The 18,371-nt window shown below is 67.4% G+C and carries 15 protein-coding genes; 6 read left to right on the plus strand and 9 right to left on the minus strand.

What is annotated here, in order from left to right:
- Positions 1–9: 9 nt before the first annotated feature.
- Positions 10–1,173: an ADP-forming succinate--CoA ligase subunit beta gene (gene sucC, locus VZC37_RS02560; RefSeq protein WP_287015808.1), complete on the minus strand. Its 1,164-nt coding sequence runs from the start codon at positions 1,171–1,173 to the stop codon at positions 10–12.
- A gap of 406 nt (positions 1,174–1,579) precedes the next feature.
- On the opposite strand from sucC, the gene VZC37_RS02565 reads away from it, so the two are divergent.
- The gene (locus tag VZC37_RS02565; protein WP_431309307.1) at positions 1,580–2,695 is read left to right on the plus strand and encodes a M23 family metallopeptidase; all 1,116 of its coding nucleotides are present in this window, start codon (positions 1,580–1,582) and stop codon (positions 2,693–2,695) included.
- A 6-nt stretch (positions 2,696–2,701) separates the two neighbouring features.
- Here VZC37_RS02565 and VZC37_RS02570 read toward each other — a convergent pair whose 3' ends face one another.
- Entirely contained in the window at positions 2,702–5,203 is a 2,502-nt protein-coding gene (locus tag VZC37_RS02570; RefSeq protein ID WP_330430847.1) for a UvrD-helicase domain-containing protein, read from the minus strand.
- Positions 5,204–5,393: 190 nt separating this feature from the next.
- On the opposite strand from VZC37_RS02570, the gene VZC37_RS02575 reads away from it, so the two are divergent.
- The gene (locus VZC37_RS02575; protein ID WP_330430848.1) at positions 5,394–6,986 is read left to right on the plus strand and encodes a hypothetical protein; all 1,593 of its coding nucleotides are present in this window, start codon (positions 5,394–5,396) and stop codon (positions 6,984–6,986) included.
- A gap of 28 nt (positions 6,987–7,014) precedes the next feature.
- Here the strand turns inward: VZC37_RS02575 and VZC37_RS02580 are convergent, their stop codons facing one another.
- On the minus strand, positions 7,015–8,877 hold the full coding sequence (locus VZC37_RS02580) for a hypothetical protein (protein WP_330430849.1): 1,863 nt from the start codon (positions 8,875–8,877) through the stop codon (positions 7,015–7,017).
- A 46-nt stretch (positions 8,878–8,923) separates the two neighbouring features.
- Between VZC37_RS02580 and VZC37_RS02585 the strand changes: the two genes are divergently transcribed.
- The gene (locus tag VZC37_RS02585) at positions 8,924–9,259 is read left to right on the plus strand and encodes a chorismate mutase (protein WP_330430850.1); all 336 of its coding nucleotides are present in this window, start codon (positions 8,924–8,926) and stop codon (positions 9,257–9,259) included.
- Between the two features lie 166 nt (positions 9,260–9,425).
- Positions 9,426–11,117, plus strand: coding sequence for a glucose-6-phosphate isomerase (gene pgi, locus VZC37_RS02590; RefSeq protein WP_330430851.1), 1,692 nt, complete (start codon positions 9,426–9,428; stop codon positions 11,115–11,117).
- 298 nt (positions 11,118–11,415) lie between these two features.
- Here pgi and VZC37_RS02595 read toward each other — a convergent pair whose 3' ends face one another.
- Entirely contained in the window at positions 11,416–11,949 is a 534-nt protein-coding gene (locus VZC37_RS02595; RefSeq protein ID WP_330430852.1) for a hypothetical protein, read from the minus strand.
- A gap of 19 nt (positions 11,950–11,968) precedes the next feature.
- Here VZC37_RS02595 and VZC37_RS02600 point away from each other — a divergent pair, with 19 nt between their 5' ends.
- A complete protein-coding gene (locus tag VZC37_RS02600; protein ID WP_330430853.1) occupies positions 11,969–12,625 on the plus strand; it encodes a hypothetical protein in 657 nt (218 codons plus the stop codon).
- 16 nt (positions 12,626–12,641) lie between these two features.
- Here VZC37_RS02600 and VZC37_RS02605 read toward each other — a convergent pair whose 3' ends face one another.
- Together VZC37_RS02605 and VZC37_RS02610 are read right to left on the minus strand one after the other, a co-directional pair.
- Entirely contained in the window at positions 12,642–13,391 is a 750-nt protein-coding gene (locus VZC37_RS02605; RefSeq protein ID WP_330430854.1) for an SDR family oxidoreductase, read from the minus strand.
- A gap of 22 nt (positions 13,392–13,413) precedes the next feature.
- Entirely contained in the window at positions 13,414–14,307 is an 894-nt protein-coding gene (locus VZC37_RS02610; protein WP_330430855.1) for a DNA-formamidopyrimidine glycosylase family protein, read from the minus strand.
- Between the two features lie 25 nt (positions 14,308–14,332).
- Here VZC37_RS02610 and VZC37_RS02615 point away from each other — a divergent pair, with 25 nt between their 5' ends.
- Positions 14,333–15,073 carry a 3'(2'),5'-bisphosphate nucleotidase CysQ gene (locus VZC37_RS02615; protein ID WP_330430856.1) on the plus strand — a complete coding sequence of 247 codons (741 nt, stop codon included), beginning with the start codon at positions 14,333–14,335 and terminating at the stop codon, positions 15,071–15,073.
- 7 nt (positions 15,074–15,080) lie between these two features.
- Here the strand turns inward: VZC37_RS02615 and cobF are convergent, their stop codons facing one another.
- From cobF to VZC37_RS02630, 3 genes are read right to left on the minus strand one after another with little or no spacing between them, the layout of a single operon-like run.
- A complete protein-coding gene (gene cobF, locus VZC37_RS02620) occupies positions 15,081–15,836 on the minus strand; it encodes a precorrin-6A synthase (deacetylating) (RefSeq protein WP_330430857.1) in 756 nt (251 codons plus the stop codon).
- Positions 15,837–15,841: 5 nt separating this feature from the next.
- Positions 15,842–16,675, minus strand: a complete 834-nt coding sequence (locus tag VZC37_RS02625; RefSeq protein ID WP_330430858.1) for an SDR family oxidoreductase — start codon at positions 16,673–16,675, stop codon at positions 15,842–15,844.
- A gap of 35 nt (positions 16,676–16,710) precedes the next feature.
- A complete protein-coding gene (locus VZC37_RS02630; RefSeq protein WP_330430859.1) occupies positions 16,711–18,273 on the minus strand; it encodes an LGFP repeat-containing protein in 1,563 nt (520 codons plus the stop codon).
- Positions 18,274–18,371: the final 98 nt, after the last annotated feature.

Consider the following 18,371-nt stretch of genomic DNA (forward strand, 5'->3'; position numbering starts at 1 on the left):
CTGCTGCTCCTACTTGCTCGCCAGTTCGGCGGCCTTGTCGGCGCCGCTGTCCATGGTCTCGGCCAGCGTCACCAGCGGGTGGTTCGCATCGGCCAGGATCTTGCGGCCTTCCTCGACCTTGTTGCCGTCCAGCCGGACGACCAGCGGCTTGTTCGCCTCGTCGCCGAGCTTGTTCAGTGCGCCGACGATGCCGTTGGCAACCGCGTCGCAGGCGGTGATACCGCCGAAGACGTTCACGAACACGGACTTGACCTGCTCGTCGCCCAGGATGACGTCCAGCCCCGCGGCCATCACCTCGGCGGAGGCGCCGCCACCGATGTCGAGGAAGTTGGCGGGCTTGACGCCCTGGTGCGCCTCACCGGCGTAGGCGACGACGTCGAGAGTCGACATGACCAGACCCGCACCGTTTCCGATGATGCCGACCTGACCGTCGAGCTTGACGTAGTTGAGGTCGTTCTCCTTGGCCTTGAGCTCGAGCGGGTCGGTGGCCTCTTTGTCTTCGAACGCCTCGTGGCCGGGCTGACGGAAATCGGCGTTGGCGTCCAGGGTGACCTTGCCGTCCAGCGCCAGGATCTGATCGTCCGGGGTGCGCACCAGCGGATTGACCTCCACGAGCAGGGCGTCTTCCTTGATGAACACCTCCCAGAGCTTCTGGATGGTGACGGCTGCGGCGTCGAGCACCTCGGCGGGCAGCTTGCCTGCCTCGGCGATGCTGCGCGCGAACGCGAGGTCGACGCCCTTGACGGCGTCGACGGGGATCTTGGCGAGGGCGTCGGGATTCTCCTCGGCGGTGACCTCGATCTCGACGCCACCCTCGACCGAGCACATGGCCAGGTAGGTGCGGTTGGTGCGGTCGAGCAGGAAGGAGATGTAGTACTCCTCGGCGATGTCACTCGCCTCTGCGACCAGCAGCTTCTTGACGACGTGGCCCTTGATGTCGAGGCCGAGGATCGACTCGGCGTTCGCGACGGCCTCGTCGACGTCCTTGGAGTACTTGACGCCGCCGGCCTTGCCGCGGCCGCCGACCTTGACCTGGGCCTTGACCATGACGGGCTTGCCGATTTCCTCGGCAATCTCACGTGCCCCGGCGACCGTGTCGGTAACACGGCCGGCCGAGGTGGGCACCTCGTGCTTGGCGAAGAGTTCCTTCGCCTGGTATTCGAAGAGATCCATTCAGCTCACCATCTCGTAGATTTGACCGCGGAAGGATGTACACCGCAGGGGTGTTGTGCGGGCCATATCGGACTCTAAACCTGCCGCGTATGGGCTTTGTCGGCACACCCGGCGCTTGTGCGACAGATCACTCGCTCGGTCGAGGGGTCACCACACAGCGACCCCGGGGCGTCCGGGCGTGGCCGACGCGTGCTCTCATAGATTGTCCGCCGACAGACGGGCCGCCCGCGCCGTATTCGGACGAACGCCACTTTCGGTTCGTAGTCCTGTGATGCGGCTCACAGATTGCCGGGTTTTCGGGTCCCTGCGTTGGACTTGCCGCAATCATTTCGTTACCGTCGGCTGGCAGTTGGTCACAAAAGGATTACGGACGGCAACGGGTAGTCCTCGGCAGTAAAGAGATGAGGTGGACGATTTGACGGGATCTGGTTTCTCAGGCCGGTCGGTCACGACCACCGGGCACCCCGCCGCCCGCGACGAAGATCATTCCGGCACGGAAGTCACCACGATCATCCCGATCGATGAGTTCACCGCCGAGTCGCCCGCGTGGGAGTCCACGGACCAGACGTGGGACCCCGCGTCGTGGGACCGCTACTACCGGCCGACCCGCTCCGAGATCACCCAGGACATCCTGATCCCGGAGAGCGAGTTCGACGGCTACGAGCACGACGAACCGTTCGACATCGACGGCGCCCGCCTCGACAACTACGCCCTCACGAGCACCGAGGGCGACGACCTCCCGATGCGCGTGGAGGGCGACGAGAAGCCGTTCCGCACCCGCCCCGCCTCGGCTCCGGCCCGCCGCGGCGGGAAACACCGCATCAGCGCCCCACCGACCGCCCTCAAGGGCGGTCGCGCCGCACTCATCGCCATGGCCGCCGGCGCCGCTGTCGCCGCCGTCGCGCAGGTCGGCTCCACCGACAGCATCGACGCGCCCGCGCCGTCGAACACCGCGAACGTCGGCACCACCGGCGAGACGCCCGATCTGGGGCCGGGACTCGCTGCCACCGCCCCCACCAAGGACATGAGCGGCTACTCCGAGCAGCTCGCCGTCGGCAAGGCCATGGCCGCCGAGGAGGACCGTCGCGAGGCGTTGGCCCGCCGTCCCATGTTCGCCTCGCCCATCCCGATGGGCCAGTACGACTTCACGTCGAGCTTCGCGATGCGCTGGGGCAGCTTCCACGGCGGCATCGATCTCGCAGCCCCGCTGGGCACCCCGATCCACGCCGTCACCGACGGTGTGGTCATCGACGCCGGCCCGGCCTCCGGCTACGGCAACTGGGTGCAGATCCGCGCCGAAGACGGCACCGTCACCATGTACGGCCACATGTCGTCCTCCGGCGTCCTGGTCCAGAAGGGCCAGCACGTGACCGCAGGCGACGTCATCGCCCTGGTCGGCAACGAGGGCTTCTCCACCGGCCCGCACGTGCACTTCGAGGTCTGGAAGAACGGCACCACCAAGGTCGACCCGACACCGTGGCTGGCCGAGCACGGCGTGCAGCTGTCCGCCTACGGGAGTTAAGCCGGGCTAGAGCTTGTCGCCGGGCAGACCACCGGCAGTCAGGAGCGTGACGCGGCCGACGCTGCCACCGAAGTCGAAGGTGATGCGTTCGGTGGCGCCACTCCCCTCCTTCGCCACGGCCTTGCCCATGCCGTACTTCGGATGGTTGATCCGGTCGCCGATGTCGTAGTGCACCTGCTTGTTTCGGCCCCGCGTCGGGTCCGACGAGTACGACGACCGGCCGAGCCGATCACTGCCGAATCCGGAGTCACCGCGCCCGAACACGCCGCCGGATGAGCCGAACCGACGACTTGCCGAGCGGGACTGCTCGGTTCGTCGCCAATCCAGCAGATGCTGCGGAATCTCTTGCAGGAAGCGGGATTCCGGGTTGGATACCGGCTGACCCCATGATGCTCGGGTCATCGACCGGGTCAGGTAGAGCCGTTCCTTCGCGCGGGTGATGCCCACGTAGGCGAGGCGGCGTTCCTCACTGAGTTCGGCAGGATCGCCCAGTGCCCGCATGTGGGGGAAATGGCCGTCCTCCCAACCGGTCACGAACACGACGGGAAACTCCAGCCCCTTCGCCGTGTGCAACGTCATGAGGGTCACCACTCCCTCACCCTCGTCGGGCACCTGGTCGGCGTCGGCGACCAACGACACCTTCTCCAGGAACGCGGCCAGGGATCCGGGCTCGGGCTCGCCATCACCGACCGGGGCGTCGACGTCGTCGAGGTCATCGAGGTCGATACCGTCGTCGGCGACCAGACCGGCCGCCTCGGCGCTGAATTCCCTTGCCACGGCCACCAACTCGTTGATGTTGTCGAGCCGGGCGCCGTCCTGGGGATCGCGCGATGCCTCGAGCTCGGCCCGGTAGTTGGTGCGTTCGACGATGGCGTCGACGAGTTCGCCGATGTCGGCGCCCTCCTCGGTGGCGTCCACGACCGCGACGTCTTCGGCGGCGTCACCGGCCGCCCCGAACGTCGCGAGGAAGTCGTTGCGCAGACCTTCGATCAGCTCGACGAAGCCGCCGATCTGTTTGACCGCGCGGGTGTTCAGCATCCCCACCTTGCCCTCGGCACCTTCGACGAGAGCCTCGTAGAAGCTGATGCCGCGGTTCTCCGAATGCACCGCCACACATGCCTCGGCCCGATCGCCGATCCCCCGGCGCGGGGTGTTGAGGATGCGCCGCAGGCTCACCGAGTCGTCGGGATTCGACACCACACGCAGATAGGCGACGACGTCGCGGACCTCTTTGCGTTCATAGAACTTGGTGCCGCCGACCACCTTGTACGGGATGCCGTGCCGGACGAACACCTCCTCCAGGGGCCGTGAACCGGTGTTGGTGCGGTAGAAGACCGCGATGTCGGAATAGGAGTGGCTCGTGGAGCCACCGATCGAGTAGTCGGTGAGATCTTCGATCTCCTTGGCGATGAACAGGGATTCGTCGCGGTCCGAATCGGCCACGTACCCGACGATCAGTTCGCCGTCGCCCGAGTCCGTCCACAGCCGCTTGTCGCGGCGGTTCTCGTTGCGGGCGATCACCGCGTTGGCGGCCGACAGGATCGTCTGCGTGGAGCGGTAGTTCTGCTCGAGCAGGATCGTCTCCGCGTTCGGGTAGTCGCGTTCGAACTCCTCGATGTTGCGGATGGTCGCCCCGCGGAACGCGTAGATCGACTGATCGGCGTCGCCGACGACACACAACTCCGACGGCGACACCGGTGAGTCCGTGTTGTCCTCGCCGACGAGCTCGCGGACGAACACGTACTGGGCGTGGTTCGTGTCCTGATACTCGTCGACCATGACATGACGGAAGCGGCGCCGGTAGTACTCGGCCACCTCCGGATGGCGTTGCAGCAACGACACGGTCTCGCCGATGAGATCGTCGAAGTCGAACGCGTTGGCCGCGAGCAGGCGCCGCTGGTACTCGGCGTAGATCTGAGCGATCACCAGCACCGATGGTTCGCCCTCGCCGGCCTTCGCCAGCGCCTCGTCGGGATCGATCAACTCGTTCTTGAGATTCGAGATGCTCACCGCCACACCGCGGGGGCTGAACTTCTTCGGGTCGAGATCCATGTCGCGGATGATCATGCCCAACAGGCGCTTCGAATCGTCCGAGTCGTAGATCGAGAAGTTGGAATTCCGTGCGCCGAGCAGGGCGGACTGTGCGCGGAGGATGCGGACGCAGGTCGAGTGGAAAGTGGAGACCCACATGTAGGCCGCGCGGGGCCCGACCAGGTCGATCACCCGCTCCCGCATCTCCGCCGCCGCCTTGTTGGTGAAGGTGATCGCGAGGATCTGTCCGGGAGTGGTGTCCCGTTCGGCGAGCAGGTACGCGATACGCCGTGTGAGCACGGCCGTCTTGCCGGAACCGGCGCCGGCGACGATGAGGAGCGGTGAACCGGCATGCAGCACCGCCGCACGTTGCTGCGGATTCAGATCGGCCAGCAGGCGGGCGGTGGGGTCATCGGAGGTGTCGGCGGACCGGGCTGTCGGAACACCGTCGGCCGTCGCGCGGGTGGAGCTTGTCATCAGGAGACAAGGCTACCCCCGAGCGCCGACACCCCCGGCGTAGGTCGGTGACCGGCGGTTACGATATGCCCGAATCGGGGGAGGATGCGCCGGGTCATTCATCCGGTGCATGTTGTCCGCCGGGTCCGGCATGATCTGCTGGTCACACCGACGACCGCGGGGGTCGTCGAGGCACCTGGAAAGGTCTGCGATGCGCCAACGGTCGATAGCCGGTCCCGCCGTTCTGTTCGGCATCGGCGTGGTGGCGCTCGTCGCCGGGGTCGTGCTGTCGCTCGTGCCCTTCCCCACCGCCGGTTCCGCATCACCCACGGCTGCGTTCACCGCCCAGAAGAACCTCGACGAGGTGGCCTTCGGCCTCGGTGGCAGTCCCGGAGCCCGATATACGGGCACCCTCACGACCACGTCGGATGCGCCCGACTCCGATCCGCAGACGGTGGAGTTCACCGACTTGACGGTCGCGGCGACGAAGAACGCCGACGGCGAGATCGCCTACAACTCGACCGCGGCCGAGTACCGACAGATCGGCAACTACCGGTATCTGAAGGGTCCGTCGCGGGTGTGGACCGACTTGTTCGACGGTGCGCCGGTTGCCTCCGCCCTCGACCTCGGCGCGGTCGACGACACCTGGACCGATCTGCGCTACTCCGGCCTGCCCGACCTCGGCTATCTCCTGTCGCCGGCACTGCTCGCCGGCCGTATCGGCAACACCGAACGTGTGGAGCCACCCCAACTCGGCCTGGAACTCCCGGCACCGAATCAGGGCACACCGGATGCCCGGTTCTGGCCCACCAGCGACCCTGTGATCACCGCCGTCGACGCCGACACCCTGCGCGTCGGGTCGATGGAGACGACGTTCGATCCGTCGACCAAACAGGTCACCCACATCACGGGCGAGTTCGAGCGGGAGGGCATCCACGTCAGCATCGACACCGACGTCACCGTGCTGGCGCCCGACGACCTCGCCACGCTGTACGCGGACGAACGCGCACTGGTTCCCGATCTCCTGAGCATCCCCGCGCCGGCGGTGCCGCTGGCGGACAACCCGATCAACACGCGTGCCACCGGATCGTGCACACCCGCCTCGTGCGGTTTCACCATCACCGCCAGCGGTGCCCTCAACCCCGAGGTCGTCGACGAGATGCGACCGGTGAACGGCCACATCAATTTCGGGATCACCGTGCGCTACGCGGTCGACGACGGGCGGCCCGGCGAACGCGGCGGAACCTGCACCCGGGTCCTGACCACCCCGTTCGGTGGGCGCGCCGACACCAGGTGTGCGGCCACCGATCTCCCGCAGGGTGCACGCGGTGTCCGGGCCATCCCCACCCTGCAGTACCTCCCGTTCATCGACTCGACCGAGGGCGACCTCAACGAGTACATCGACAGCCAGGAAGAATCCAGCAAGCAGCCGATCACGTTGGTACGCACGGGCATCAAGCAACCGGAGGCCGCGCGATACAACGATCAGGTGGTCGGCTTCCCCAGTAGCTACGGAGTCAAGGTCGGCGACTACGTGTTCGACGGCGTGGGACCGCAGGGCAACCTGTTCGTGTCATTCGCACCGGGCTACGCCGAGCACATCACCGGCGGCCGCCTCGATCCGGACTGGGCAGGCACAGACCTGCTCACACAGCAACTCGATGCACAGTTGACGGCTGCCGGTGACCGCGAGATCACCTATGTCACCGCCGAACCCGAGCTGGCGTCGGCGCTACGTCTGCTCGCGCTGACCGAGGGCGTCGATCTCGACGACATCTCCGTTTTCCCGACACCGATCGAATAGTGACGTCGCGGTACGGCGACCCGACCGATCAGCCGACGAACCTGGCGTCGGCGACCTCACCCACGCGGCCCTCGCCGGTGTGCAGGGTGAGCCCGGGGGTCACCGGCCGGATCGCGATCCTGTCTCCCTGGCCCTCAAGCTGTGTATAGACCACGTGCAGGCCGGCGTCGACCGGTGCGCGCACCGGATCACCGTCGTCGAGGGACAACTCGATCTCCCCGGCCTGGTTCGCGCAGTAGCTGACCGCGACGGTCCACCGCCAACGCAACAACGGCCCGGACAGCCGCAGCCGTGCGGGGCCGGTGACCTCCGGCCGGTCGCACGCGCCGCGGCCCGGCCGGATCGTCCGAGCCGGTGTCACGGCGCCGGCGACCATGTTCCCGTTGCTGTCGAGCACCTGCAGGCGATTCGTCGTCACCCCGAACTGCGGCCGGTCCGACAAGCGGCCGAACGTGTGACTGATCTGGTTGTTCGGATACGCCACGGGGAGCAGGACCTCGAGCGGCAACGCCTGGTCGAACATCGTCTGCTCCTGATGGGCGGCCAGCGAACGTTTGGCATTGGCGAGGTAGTCCCCGGTGGGGTTGTCGCGCCACGATGTGGAGAACCCGACCAGCGAGATGGTCGCCGACGCGATCAGGAGCCCGCCGACGACAGTCACCGCGACCACGACACGCCCATGCTCCGAGGCCGTCCCGGTATGACGACCGGTGGCCGCGCGTGCCGTTGGGGGTGAGGCGACGATCAGCGCGATCGCGATGGTCACGACGACTGCGGTGTCGGGAAGGTAGCGCATGGTCTGCGCGAGTTCGAGAGCCGTGTTGGTGCTCGAACGGTTCCACATCACGGGGAGCTGAGCCACCACCAGGTAACCGATCGTGCACGCCACCACAGCGATCGACCCGCGTCGGGCGAGGACCGCCCAGGTCACCAGAGCCGCGACGACCAGCCAGCCCAGCACGATCATCCACGCCGGCGCGAATCCCATCGGCGGGCTCGGTATCCAGCGGTCCCACTGCCACGGACCGCCGACGAACGACGGCACGACCGCGTTGTAGATCGAGCGCCACACCAGCCGCACGGTTTGTTCGATGGAGTGTTCGCCCGCGGTGGCATCGGACACCGAGAAGAAGATCAGCACCCACACCACGAAGATCGCGCCCATGACGACCCACAACGTTCGTGCGCCGACGAACGCCCGGGTGAGGGCGCTGTCGATTCGCCGGGGGCCCCCGGAAGGCAGCACCTCCGTGTCCGGCGTGTCACCGGTGTCGGTGAACCGGCGCGCACACAGCACCGCGGCGACGAAGGCGACCGGCAGGATGAACAGCGACTTCTCGAAAAACGCCAGGGCCAACACGAAAACGACCGACGACCGGACGACCAGCAGGCGGGCATCCGGCCGTCGTCCCCGCGTGCGCACCAGGAGCACCGCGTCGGCGACGATCCACGCCATCGCCGCCTGCATCGGCAGCGAGTTCAACGCCGCCGCCCACCATGCGAAGGCCGGCACCGTCATCGGCGTGAACAGGTAGAACGCCAGCGCGGCCAGCGCCCCGCTCCCCGCGCGGGGAGCGAGCACCCGAATCATCCGCCAGACGGCCAGCGACGCCAGTGCCTGCAGGACCACGAGCGTGATCGCCGGGGCCACCCAGTTGACCGGCGCGATCACCGTGGTCACCCCGGCGACCAGGAAAGCCGCGGGCATGAAGTGTCCGTCATGACTGTGACCGAGGTAGTCCCAGCTCAGGATCGGATTCGACGACGCCCGCCCGATGAGGACGAGATCGTCCCAGTAGAAGTTGCCGGTTCCGGCGAGCCAGGCGCGGATGGCGAGCTGCGCCACGATCAGGGTGATCGCCGCCGTTGCGACCGTCCGCCTGCTGAGCATGCGGTCCAGTCTCACGGCGCAGTGCGCGCGTGGCAAAATCGTGCGCGTGACCGACGCCAACACACCCGACGAGCAGACCCGCGCATCCACGCCTTTCGACGTCGATGCCTACGACCTGTCCGACGACGTGTCGACCCTGGCCTCCGACATCGACCAGTTGCGTCTCGAGATCGATCGACTCGACTCGATGATCCTGGCGGCGGTCAAACGGCGATCGGCGGTGTCGAAGAAGATCGGCGCCGCGCGCATGGCCTCCGGTGGCACTCGCCTGGTTCACAGCCGCGAGGTGAAGGTCCTCGACCGGTTCGCCGAACTCGGACAAGAAGGCCACACCCTGGCCATGTTGTTGCTGCGCCTGGGCCGCGGGCCGCTCGGGCGGTAGTGACCGTCCGCATCACCGCAGAGCGTGTCCGATTGGATTATCCAGTCGACGGCCCCGAGTGGTGATCCTCCCGGTCATTCAGCGCCCCGCGTGCCGCCCTGGATCCCGCTCGTCGAGCCGCACCCGAGCCGTCGCGCACCGAAGCACGACCGCATAGGGTGAGTGCATGAGTCACGTCTCAGGCAGCGACTTCGACATCAGTGACCACGACGACATCACCGCGACGCAATCCTGGCAAGCTCTCGCCGCACACCAACCCCACGTCTACGCGATGCACCTCCGCGAGGTGTTCGCCGCGGACCCCGACCGTGGCCGCGAATTGACGATCGACGTCGGCGACCTGCACATCGACTACTCCAAGCACCGGGTCCTGCGCGAAACCCTGGAACTGCTCGCAAGTCTGGCGCGCGAGGCCGGGCTCGAGGACCGGCGCGACGACATGTTCGCAGGCCAACACATCAACACCTCCGAGGATCGCGCGGTGCTGCACACCGCGTTGCGGCTCCCGGCCGACGCCAACCTGACGGTGGACGGACAGGACGTGGTCGCCGACGTCCACGAAGTGCTCTCAGCCATGGGTGAGTTCACCGACAAACTGCGCTCCGGTGAATGGAAGGGCCACACCGGTAAGCCGATCACCGACGTGGTGAACATCGGCATCGGCGGCTCCGACCTGGGGCCGGTGATGGTGTATCAGGCACTCCGGCACTACGTGGACTCGAACATTCGCTGCCACTTCGTCTCCAACGTCGATCCCGCCGACATGGTCGGCACCCTCGCCGACCTCGACGCCGAGACGACCCTGTTCATCATCGCGTCCAAGACATTCACCACCCTCGAGACGCTGACCAACGCCGCAGCCGCACGGACGTGGCTGCTCAAGACGCTCGGCGCCGGCGACGATGCGGTGGCCAAGCATTTCGTCGCGGTCAGCACGAACGCCGAGAAGGTCGCCGAGTTCGGCATCGACACCGCCAACATGTTCGGGTTCTGGGACTGGGTCGGCGGTCGGTACTCGGTTGACTCGGCGATCGGCCTGTCGGTGATGGCGGCGATCGGCAAGGAACGCTTCGGCGAGTTCCTCGAGGGATTCCACATCGTCGACGAGCATTTCCGTACCGCTCCGCTCGAACAGAACGCGCCGGTCATCCTCGGTCTGATCGGCCTCTGGTACAACAACTTCTGGGATTCCCAGACCCGCGCGGTGCTGCCCTACTCGAACGACATGGCCCGATTCGCGGCGTATCTGCAGCAGCTGACGATGGAGTCGAACGGCAAATCCGTGACCGCCAACGGGCATCCGGTGACGACCGACACCGGTGAGATCTTCTGGGGAGAACCCGGCACCAACGGACAACACGCCTTCTACCAACTGCTTCATCAGGGCACCCGGATGATCCCGGCCGACTTCATCGGATTCGCCGAGCCCACCGACGATCTGCCGACCGCCGACGGCACCGGCTCGATGCACGATCTGCTGATGAGCAACTACTTCGCACAGACGAAGGTGCTGGCCTTCGGTAAGACCGCAGACGAGATCGCGGCCGAGGGTGTGCCGCCGAACGTGGTGTCGCACAAGGTGATGCCTGGCAACAAGCCGACCACTTCGATCCTCGCGCCCACGTTGACGCCATCGGTCATCGGCCAGCTCGTCGCCCTGTACGAGCATCAGGTGTTCGTCGAGGGAGCGATCTGGGGTATCAACCCGTTCGATCAGTGGGGCGTCGAGCTCGGCAAGACCCAGGCGAAGGAACTGTTGGGTGTCATCGTCGACGAGCAGTCGCCGTCGACCCAGGATGATTCGTCCACCGACGCCCTGGTTCGCTGGTACCGCGCGCATCGCGGGCGTTCGGCGTAATCGGTTGGGGCGACCCTTCGTGACCCTCGCAAGCCCGCTCCTCAGGGATCGGGGGTGACGCTCGCAAGCGCGTCCCACCCGATGATCGAGTAGCCCGCGAGCCGCTAGGCGAGCGTGCGTATCGAGATCGAGTTCCGGTTCCGAGGTCTCGATACGCCTCGTCGCAAGCTCCTCGGCTACTCGACCAGCGGTTGGGGGGCGCCTCGGCTACTCGACCAGCGGTTGGGGGCGTCTCGGCTACTCGACCAGCGGTTGGGGGCTCCTCGGCTACTCGACCAGCGAGAGAATCGCGTCGGGACTACTGCCAACGGGTCTCGTCGAACACCTCGTCGGGGATCTCGTCACCCGGCTCGACGCCGAGCTTCTCGAGCCGCCCCATGAGTGCGGCCGCGACGGCGATGAAGGTGACGAGATCCTGGGGCTCCGTTGAACGTTCGGCCGGATCGCCACCCATGAACTCGTGGACCGACGGCGGCACACAGTCACCCATGTCGATCGACCGCTGACCGGTCGCGGTGCGCCAGGCGTCGAAACTGGCGACGTCGACGGCGTCGGCGATGTCCCCGTTGCGGACCGCGGTAAGCACCTCTCCGACGGAGGCCAACGGCCCGCTGCTGCCGCTGGACGGATCGAACCCGACGACGGTGTCCGCATCGATCTCGGCGTCGTCGTCGAGCGTGAAATACACGATGCCGCGCCAATCCGCACCGAGGGCCGAGATGTCGTCACGACCGAAGACGTCGGTCAGGACCTCGCCCACATCGGCGCGCCGGCGCGCACCGAACAGCTGAAATGCGCCATTGGCCACAACCTGTCCCTGCTTCGACGACACATCGGCTACCTTACGCAACGTGACCCTCAGTCCCGCCACGCGTGCGAGGCGGCGTGTGTTCGTGTCCACGATCGTCATCGGTGTGCTCGCGATCGGCGCCTGTTCGTCGTCGACGCCCGACGGTCCGGCCCCGACGTCGGTGCCCACCAGCGCTTCGGTGTCCGTGCCCGCGGGTCAGGCGCCCCGCTCGGCACCGGGTTCGAGTCTGGCGTTCGGTGAATCCGCGGTGTTACCGGCCATCGCCTTCGCCGCCGCCGGTCGGCGCACCATGTTCACCGTCACCGGAATCACGCCGGGTACCGGCGTCCCCGACGACGTCACCGACGGCGGCGTCGCATACTTCCTCTACGTGACGGTGACCTCGCTGGCCAACCGCCCGGCCCCGGCTCCATCGGTGATCGGCCTCAGCGGCAGCGCCGACGGCAGGACACCGACCCTCACCCTCGCGCCGACACCGGGTCTCGCCGAGTGCCCCCAGTCCACACCGCCCGAGCAGATGAGTCGCGGCGAGTCGTACGCCACCTGCCTCGTCTCTGTTGCTGATCCCGAGCAGCGGCTCGAGCAGGTGATCTATTGGGCGGACACCACATCGGACCCGGCGCTGGACTACCAGAGCGCACCCGTCGTCTGGGCGCCCGCCCCGTCACCGTCCGCATCCCCGCCGCCCACCGGCTGAGCCGGCTCCGCGCGCGTCAGACCAACCTGCGGGTGATCGCGGAGGGCAGCACCCGAAGTGCACCGGCGATCGGCAGCCACGGCCAGGTCGGGACGGGCGCCCACGCGGCTTCCTTCTCGATCGCCGCGACCATCGCGCGCACACCGCTGTCGGTGTCGGTCATCAACGCGGTCTTGACGCCGCGGTTGATGTCGGTCTCGATGTAGCCGGGCAGCAGCACCGAGACGGTGATGGGCGATCCGGCGAACTCGGCTTGGAGTCCTTGTCCCAGCGCGGAGAGTCCCGCCTTGGACGCGGAGTACGCGGCCTGTGCCTTCGGCAGGCCACGAATGCCACTCATCGAGCTGATCAGCACCAGGTGCCCGCGTCCCTGGGCGCGGAAGATCTCCAGCGCCGCCTCCGCCTGGGCCAACGCGCCGACCAGATTGGTCTGGACGGTCTCGATGTTGGCGGCCGCCTTGCCGGTACCGATCGGCGCACCCTTGCCCAGTCCCGCATTGACGATGACTCGGTCCAATCCGCCGAGTTCATCCGCGAGAGCGGCGAAAACTGTTGGCACCGAGTCGGTGTCGGTGACGTCGAGACGGGCGGTGGCGACCTGCGCTGCCCGCGGGCGCAGTTCGACGGCGAGTTCGTCGAGACGTTCGAGCCGTCGCGCGCACAGCGCCAACGCCCGGCCGTCGTCGGCGAAGCGACGCGCCATGCCCTCACCGAGTCCCGAACTCGCGCCGGTGATCAGGATCTTCTGCCGTGTGGTCGTTTTCACGGCTCCCCAACCTACCGGGTCGCTATTTCAGCAGGCGCGACATCCGCCGGTCGGCGAGCACCTTCCCACCGGTTTGGCAGGTCGGGCAGTACTGGAACGACCGGTCGGTGAAGGCGACCTCGCGGATGGTGTCGCCGCACACCGGGCACGGGAGACCGGTACGGGCGTGCACGCGCAGCCCGGTGCGTTTCTCCGATTTCAGGCGCGCCACCTCTTGTCCTTCGAGACGTGTGATCGCGTCGGTGAGCACCGACCGGATCGTGTCGTACAGGATGTCCACCTGCGCGTCGTCCAGGGTTTTCGCCGATGCGAATGGGGAGAGTTTGGCCGTGTGCAGGATCTCGTCGGAGTAGGCGTTGCCGACACCGGCGAGGGTCCGTTGGTCGGTCAGCACGTTCTTGATCCGGCCCGAGGACCCGGCCAGGATCGCGCCGAACTCGTCGCGGCCCATCGCCAATACGTCCGGGCCCAGGGTGGCGATGCGCTCCACTTCGCCGACATCACGCACGATCCACACCGCCAGGCGCTTCTGTGTGCCGGCCTCCGTGACGTCGAATCCCTCACCGGGAAGGCCACAATGCACTCGGAGCGCGATCGGTCCCTTCCCGCCCGGCCGTGGCGGTGTCTGCGACAGCTGGTCGCTCCAGCGCAGCCATCCCGCCCGCGACAGGTGGATGACGAGCACGACGAGTGGTTCGGCGGCCGCGTCGTCGTCGGGTCCCGGCAGGGTGCGCATGACCAGGTACTTGCCGATGCGGCTCACCGATTCGACGATGCGGCCCGCGAGGGCGGAATAGGGCGGGTCGGCGGTCTTGAGCACCGCGAGTGACGCCACGTCGACACGACGGATAGGCAGGCCGGCCGTGCGCCCGTCGACGTAGTCCGCGATCGCCGCGACCTCAGGAAGCTCAGGCATGTGTCCAGTGTGCTCTAGTAGGGGGATGATCTCGCGCCTTTCCGACGCCGACCTGGCAGCGCGGCTCGCCGAGGGCGCAGGCCAGATCCTGCTCGGCGTTCGCCACGGCGACCTTCTGGCGGGTCGCCACCTCGGCGACGTCGGCGACGCGATCGCGCAGGCCTGGATTGCCAATGTCATCGTCCGCCACCGCCCACATGACGCCGTGCTGTCGGAGGAGGGCGCCGACATCGGCGACCGTGCGACCGCCGACCGGGTCTGGATCATCGATCCGCTCGATGGCACGCGCGAGTTCGCCGCCGGTTCGGCCGACTGGGCTGTACACGTGGCGCTGACCGAGAACGGTGTCGTGACCGAGGCCGCCGTCTCCCTGCCGGCGGTCGGTGAGGTGTTCCGATCCGACACCGTCAAGCCTCCGGGCGGACCGCTCACCGGCCGGATGGCGGCATCCCGCTACGGCGGGTCGTACGAGAGCGCGTGGGTGTCACGCCGTCTGTCGCTCAACATGATCGGGATCGGCTCGGCGGGCGCCAAGGCGATGGCAGTGGTGCGCGGCGACGTCGACGCCTACGTTCACGCCGGCGGTCAGTACGAGTGGGACAACTGCGCACCCGTCGGCGTCGCGCTGGCTGCCGACCTGCATTGCAGCCGACTCGACGGATCGACCATCGTCTACAACCGACCGCAGCCGTACATGCCCGACTTCGTCATCTGCCGCAAGGAGATCCGCGACGACGTCCTCGCCGCGATCGATGAGATCTGGTGACCGGCACTCAATTCTTGCGCAGCAGGTAGATGTCCATGATCCATCCCACCCGCGACCGGGCGTCGGCGCGGGCGGCGACGATCCGGTCGGCGACGTCGGCCACGCGGCCGCTGATGAGGATCTCGTCGTCGGTTCCGACGTAGGCGCCCCACCAGATGTGGTCGTCGGGGTCGGCGATGTCTCGGAAGGTCAGGTCGCCGTCGAGCATGACGATCTGGTTGGTGTCCGCGCCGTCGGGCGTCTCCGCCAGTCGCCGTCCGGTGGTGATGTGGATGGGTTCGCCCACGCGGTTGGCGGTGATGCGATGGGCGGCGGTCAGCGCGCTGGCGCTGGTCACGCCGGGGATAACCTGCACGTCGATGTCGAGGTGCGGTTGCGCACACAGGTCGTCGACGATCCGCAGAGTGCTGTCGTAGAGCGCCGGGTCGCCCCAGACGAGGAACGCGGCCACACCGCCGTCGGCGAGTTCACCGGCCAGCGCTTCGGCGATGACCGCGGCGCGCGCCGCGTGCCAGCGCCGCACCTCGGCGTCGTAGTCGTCGGGATCGCGGTCACGGGGCGGATCGGCGATCTCGATGACGCGGTGGTCGGCCGGGGCGTGGCGGGCCAGGATCTCATGGCGCGCGGCGACCAGAGATCTCTTGGCACTTCCCTTGTCGAGGACGAGGAACACGTCGACGTCGGCGAGCGCATCGACGGCCTCGAGCGTGAGTTGTCGCGGATTGCCGGGGCCGATCCCGATGACACGCAGCGTGATCCGCACGGCGGTTAGACCCGGACCCGGGGCAGGCCGTGCTTGCGTGCGGTCATGTCCAGGATCAGTTGACGGGGCAACAGCCGGCGCAGAGCGAAGACGATGCCGGCCTGATTGCCTTTGGCGTAGAACGGCTTCGGATGTTCGGCGAGGGCGGCGTCGACGATGACGCGGGCCATGGTGGCGGCCCCGATGCCGGCGTCCTCGTTGGTGCGGGTGGCCGACGCCAGCGTTTCGTATTCGTCGGCATACGGGGAACCGTCGCCGATGTGGATGCTCCGCCGGTCGCCGATCCCGGTCGCGATCGTTCCGGGTTCGACCGAGATCATCCGGATTCCGTACGGCGCCACCTCCCGGCGCGTGGCGAGCGCGAATGCCTTGAGGGCCGATTTCGTTGCCGCATAGTTCGATCGGAATGCGACCGGGAAGCTCGACAGCATCGACCCCACCATGACGACGGTGCCGGTACCGCGTTCGCGCATACCCGGCAGCACCGCTTTCGTGAGTGCGATCGGCCCGAATACGTTGACCGCGAACAGCTTCTCGATCGCTTCCATCGACGTGTCCTCGAGGGCGCCCGCCTGGCTCTCCCCCGCGTTGTTGATCACGATGTCGATCACACCGATCTTCGCCACGCACTGAGCGGCGCTGTCGTAGTCGGCGTTGTCGAGCCGCACATAGTTGACCCCACGGATCGGATCGGCGACGTTCTCCGGGTGGCGAGTGGTGCCGTACACGGTGTGCCCGCGTTGGACGAACTGCCGTGCGACCTCGGCGCCGATACCGCTCGAGGCCCCGGTGACCAGGACGACCTGGGATTTCGACGGTGCAGATTGTGATGAAGCCACGTCGAACACCGTAGCGCGTCGACGAGTCCGTTCGGTCAGTCGGCGTCGGCCCTGCGGAAATGGGCCGATTCGGCGGCCGATTCGCTGGCGAACCAGATCTCCGGCACGACGTCGTCGTAGGAGGCCTGGTCGGGAGTGTGGTAGACGCCCGCGGCGACATCCGCCTTCACCGGATAACCCTCCGGCGCCGGGTCGTCACCGTCGAGGGGCAGGTGCGCACCCAACGGGACCGGCAGCTTCTCACCGTTGCGATAGTAGGACCCGACGCCGTCACCCGACGCGTGGTGCGACGTGTCGCCCATCCCCAACTCGGCATCGTCGGGCGGCGACATCACTTCGGAGATGTCCTCGGCCATCAACTCCTCGAGCGACAGCGGCATCGTCTCGTCGGTGAGAGGCGCTGCGGCTGTGGTCGATCCGACGGCAGCGACCGGCACGCCGGATTCGGTCCCGGCGTCGGCGACCTCGGCGTCCGGGAGGACCATCGCCGCGTCGTCGGCGGGTTCGTCCGGGACGGGCTCGTCCGTCGAATCGGTGGCCCCTCCCTCGGCGCCGGGCTCTGCATCGGCCGACTCCGATTCGTCGCCTGGCACTTCGTCTGCCGGTATCGCGTCGGCGTCTTCCGCGTCTGGCCGGTTGGCCGCGATTGCTGCGCCGCCCGCAACGGTTCCGGCTGCCGCCGCACCCATCAGTCCGGCGGTCGCGCCATCCGGCCCAGTGGTCTCTGATCGGTCTGCGGCGCCCGTAGCGTCGGCGTGTTGATCGCGGGCGCCGACCGGCTGTCCGAACTTCCGGAAGAGCCAGATCAGCAGTAGCCCCACGAGAATGATCAGGAACGGGATCAGAAGCCACCACCAGCTGCTGCCCTCGGTGGCGTCGTCGGTGGCGTTCGTGTCGGCGCTCGACGCTCCGACGTCGGACGGATCTGCGGTTCCGGGAACCGGCGACCCGGCGAGTTGGTCGGCCCAACCGTCGTCGGGCGAGCTGGTCCATTCGCCGGAAGCGGTGTCGTAGGTGATGGTCCCGTTCGCGAATTCCTGCGACATCACGTCACCGGACCTCGTCATGTCGGCTGTCGGCGCGCCCAGTTCGCCGCCCAGCTCGTCGGTCGCGACGGTGAACGGCCCGCGCACCACCCACGCCCCGTCATCGGGGGTCCAGTAGATTTGCGGTTGGTCGGCAGCGGCGAACTCTGCGACACGGGCCGACGAGCCGTCGCCGGCAGGTGCTTCATTCGAGGCCGGGAAGCCGAGGCTGCCGGTCGGACCGCCCTCGTCGTCGTACTTGCTCAGGATGGCGCCGTAGAGCACCCGGGCACCGTTGTCGGGTGACCAGAACACTGTCCCGTTGGCGAAGTCTTGCTGATAGCCGTCGCCGACCGCTTCGAGCGAGCCCTCTTCGTCGCCGAGGCCGCTGCCTGCGCGGCCACCGTCCACGTCCCCGCTGTCGATCTGGTCGGAGAGTTCGGCGATCGCCGCCTGGGCGTCGCTCTGCGGATCGGCAGCTGCCGTCGGCGTCGCCAGGAGAGCAGAACCCGCCAATGCGAGGATGCCGAGAGCTACCCCGTACCGTGCCCGTCTGCGTGTAGTCGTCGTCATGGCACCTCGACCTGTCGTCATCGCAGTTGTGGCCGCACCTGTCGTCCGAGGCGGTGCAAACCGCCCAATGTACCGATATGACTCAATCGACAATTGAA

The organism is Gordonia sesuvii (assembly GCF_036350415.1).
Taxonomy (GTDB): domain Bacteria; phylum Actinomycetota; class Actinomycetes; order Mycobacteriales; family Mycobacteriaceae; genus Gordonia; species Gordonia sesuvii.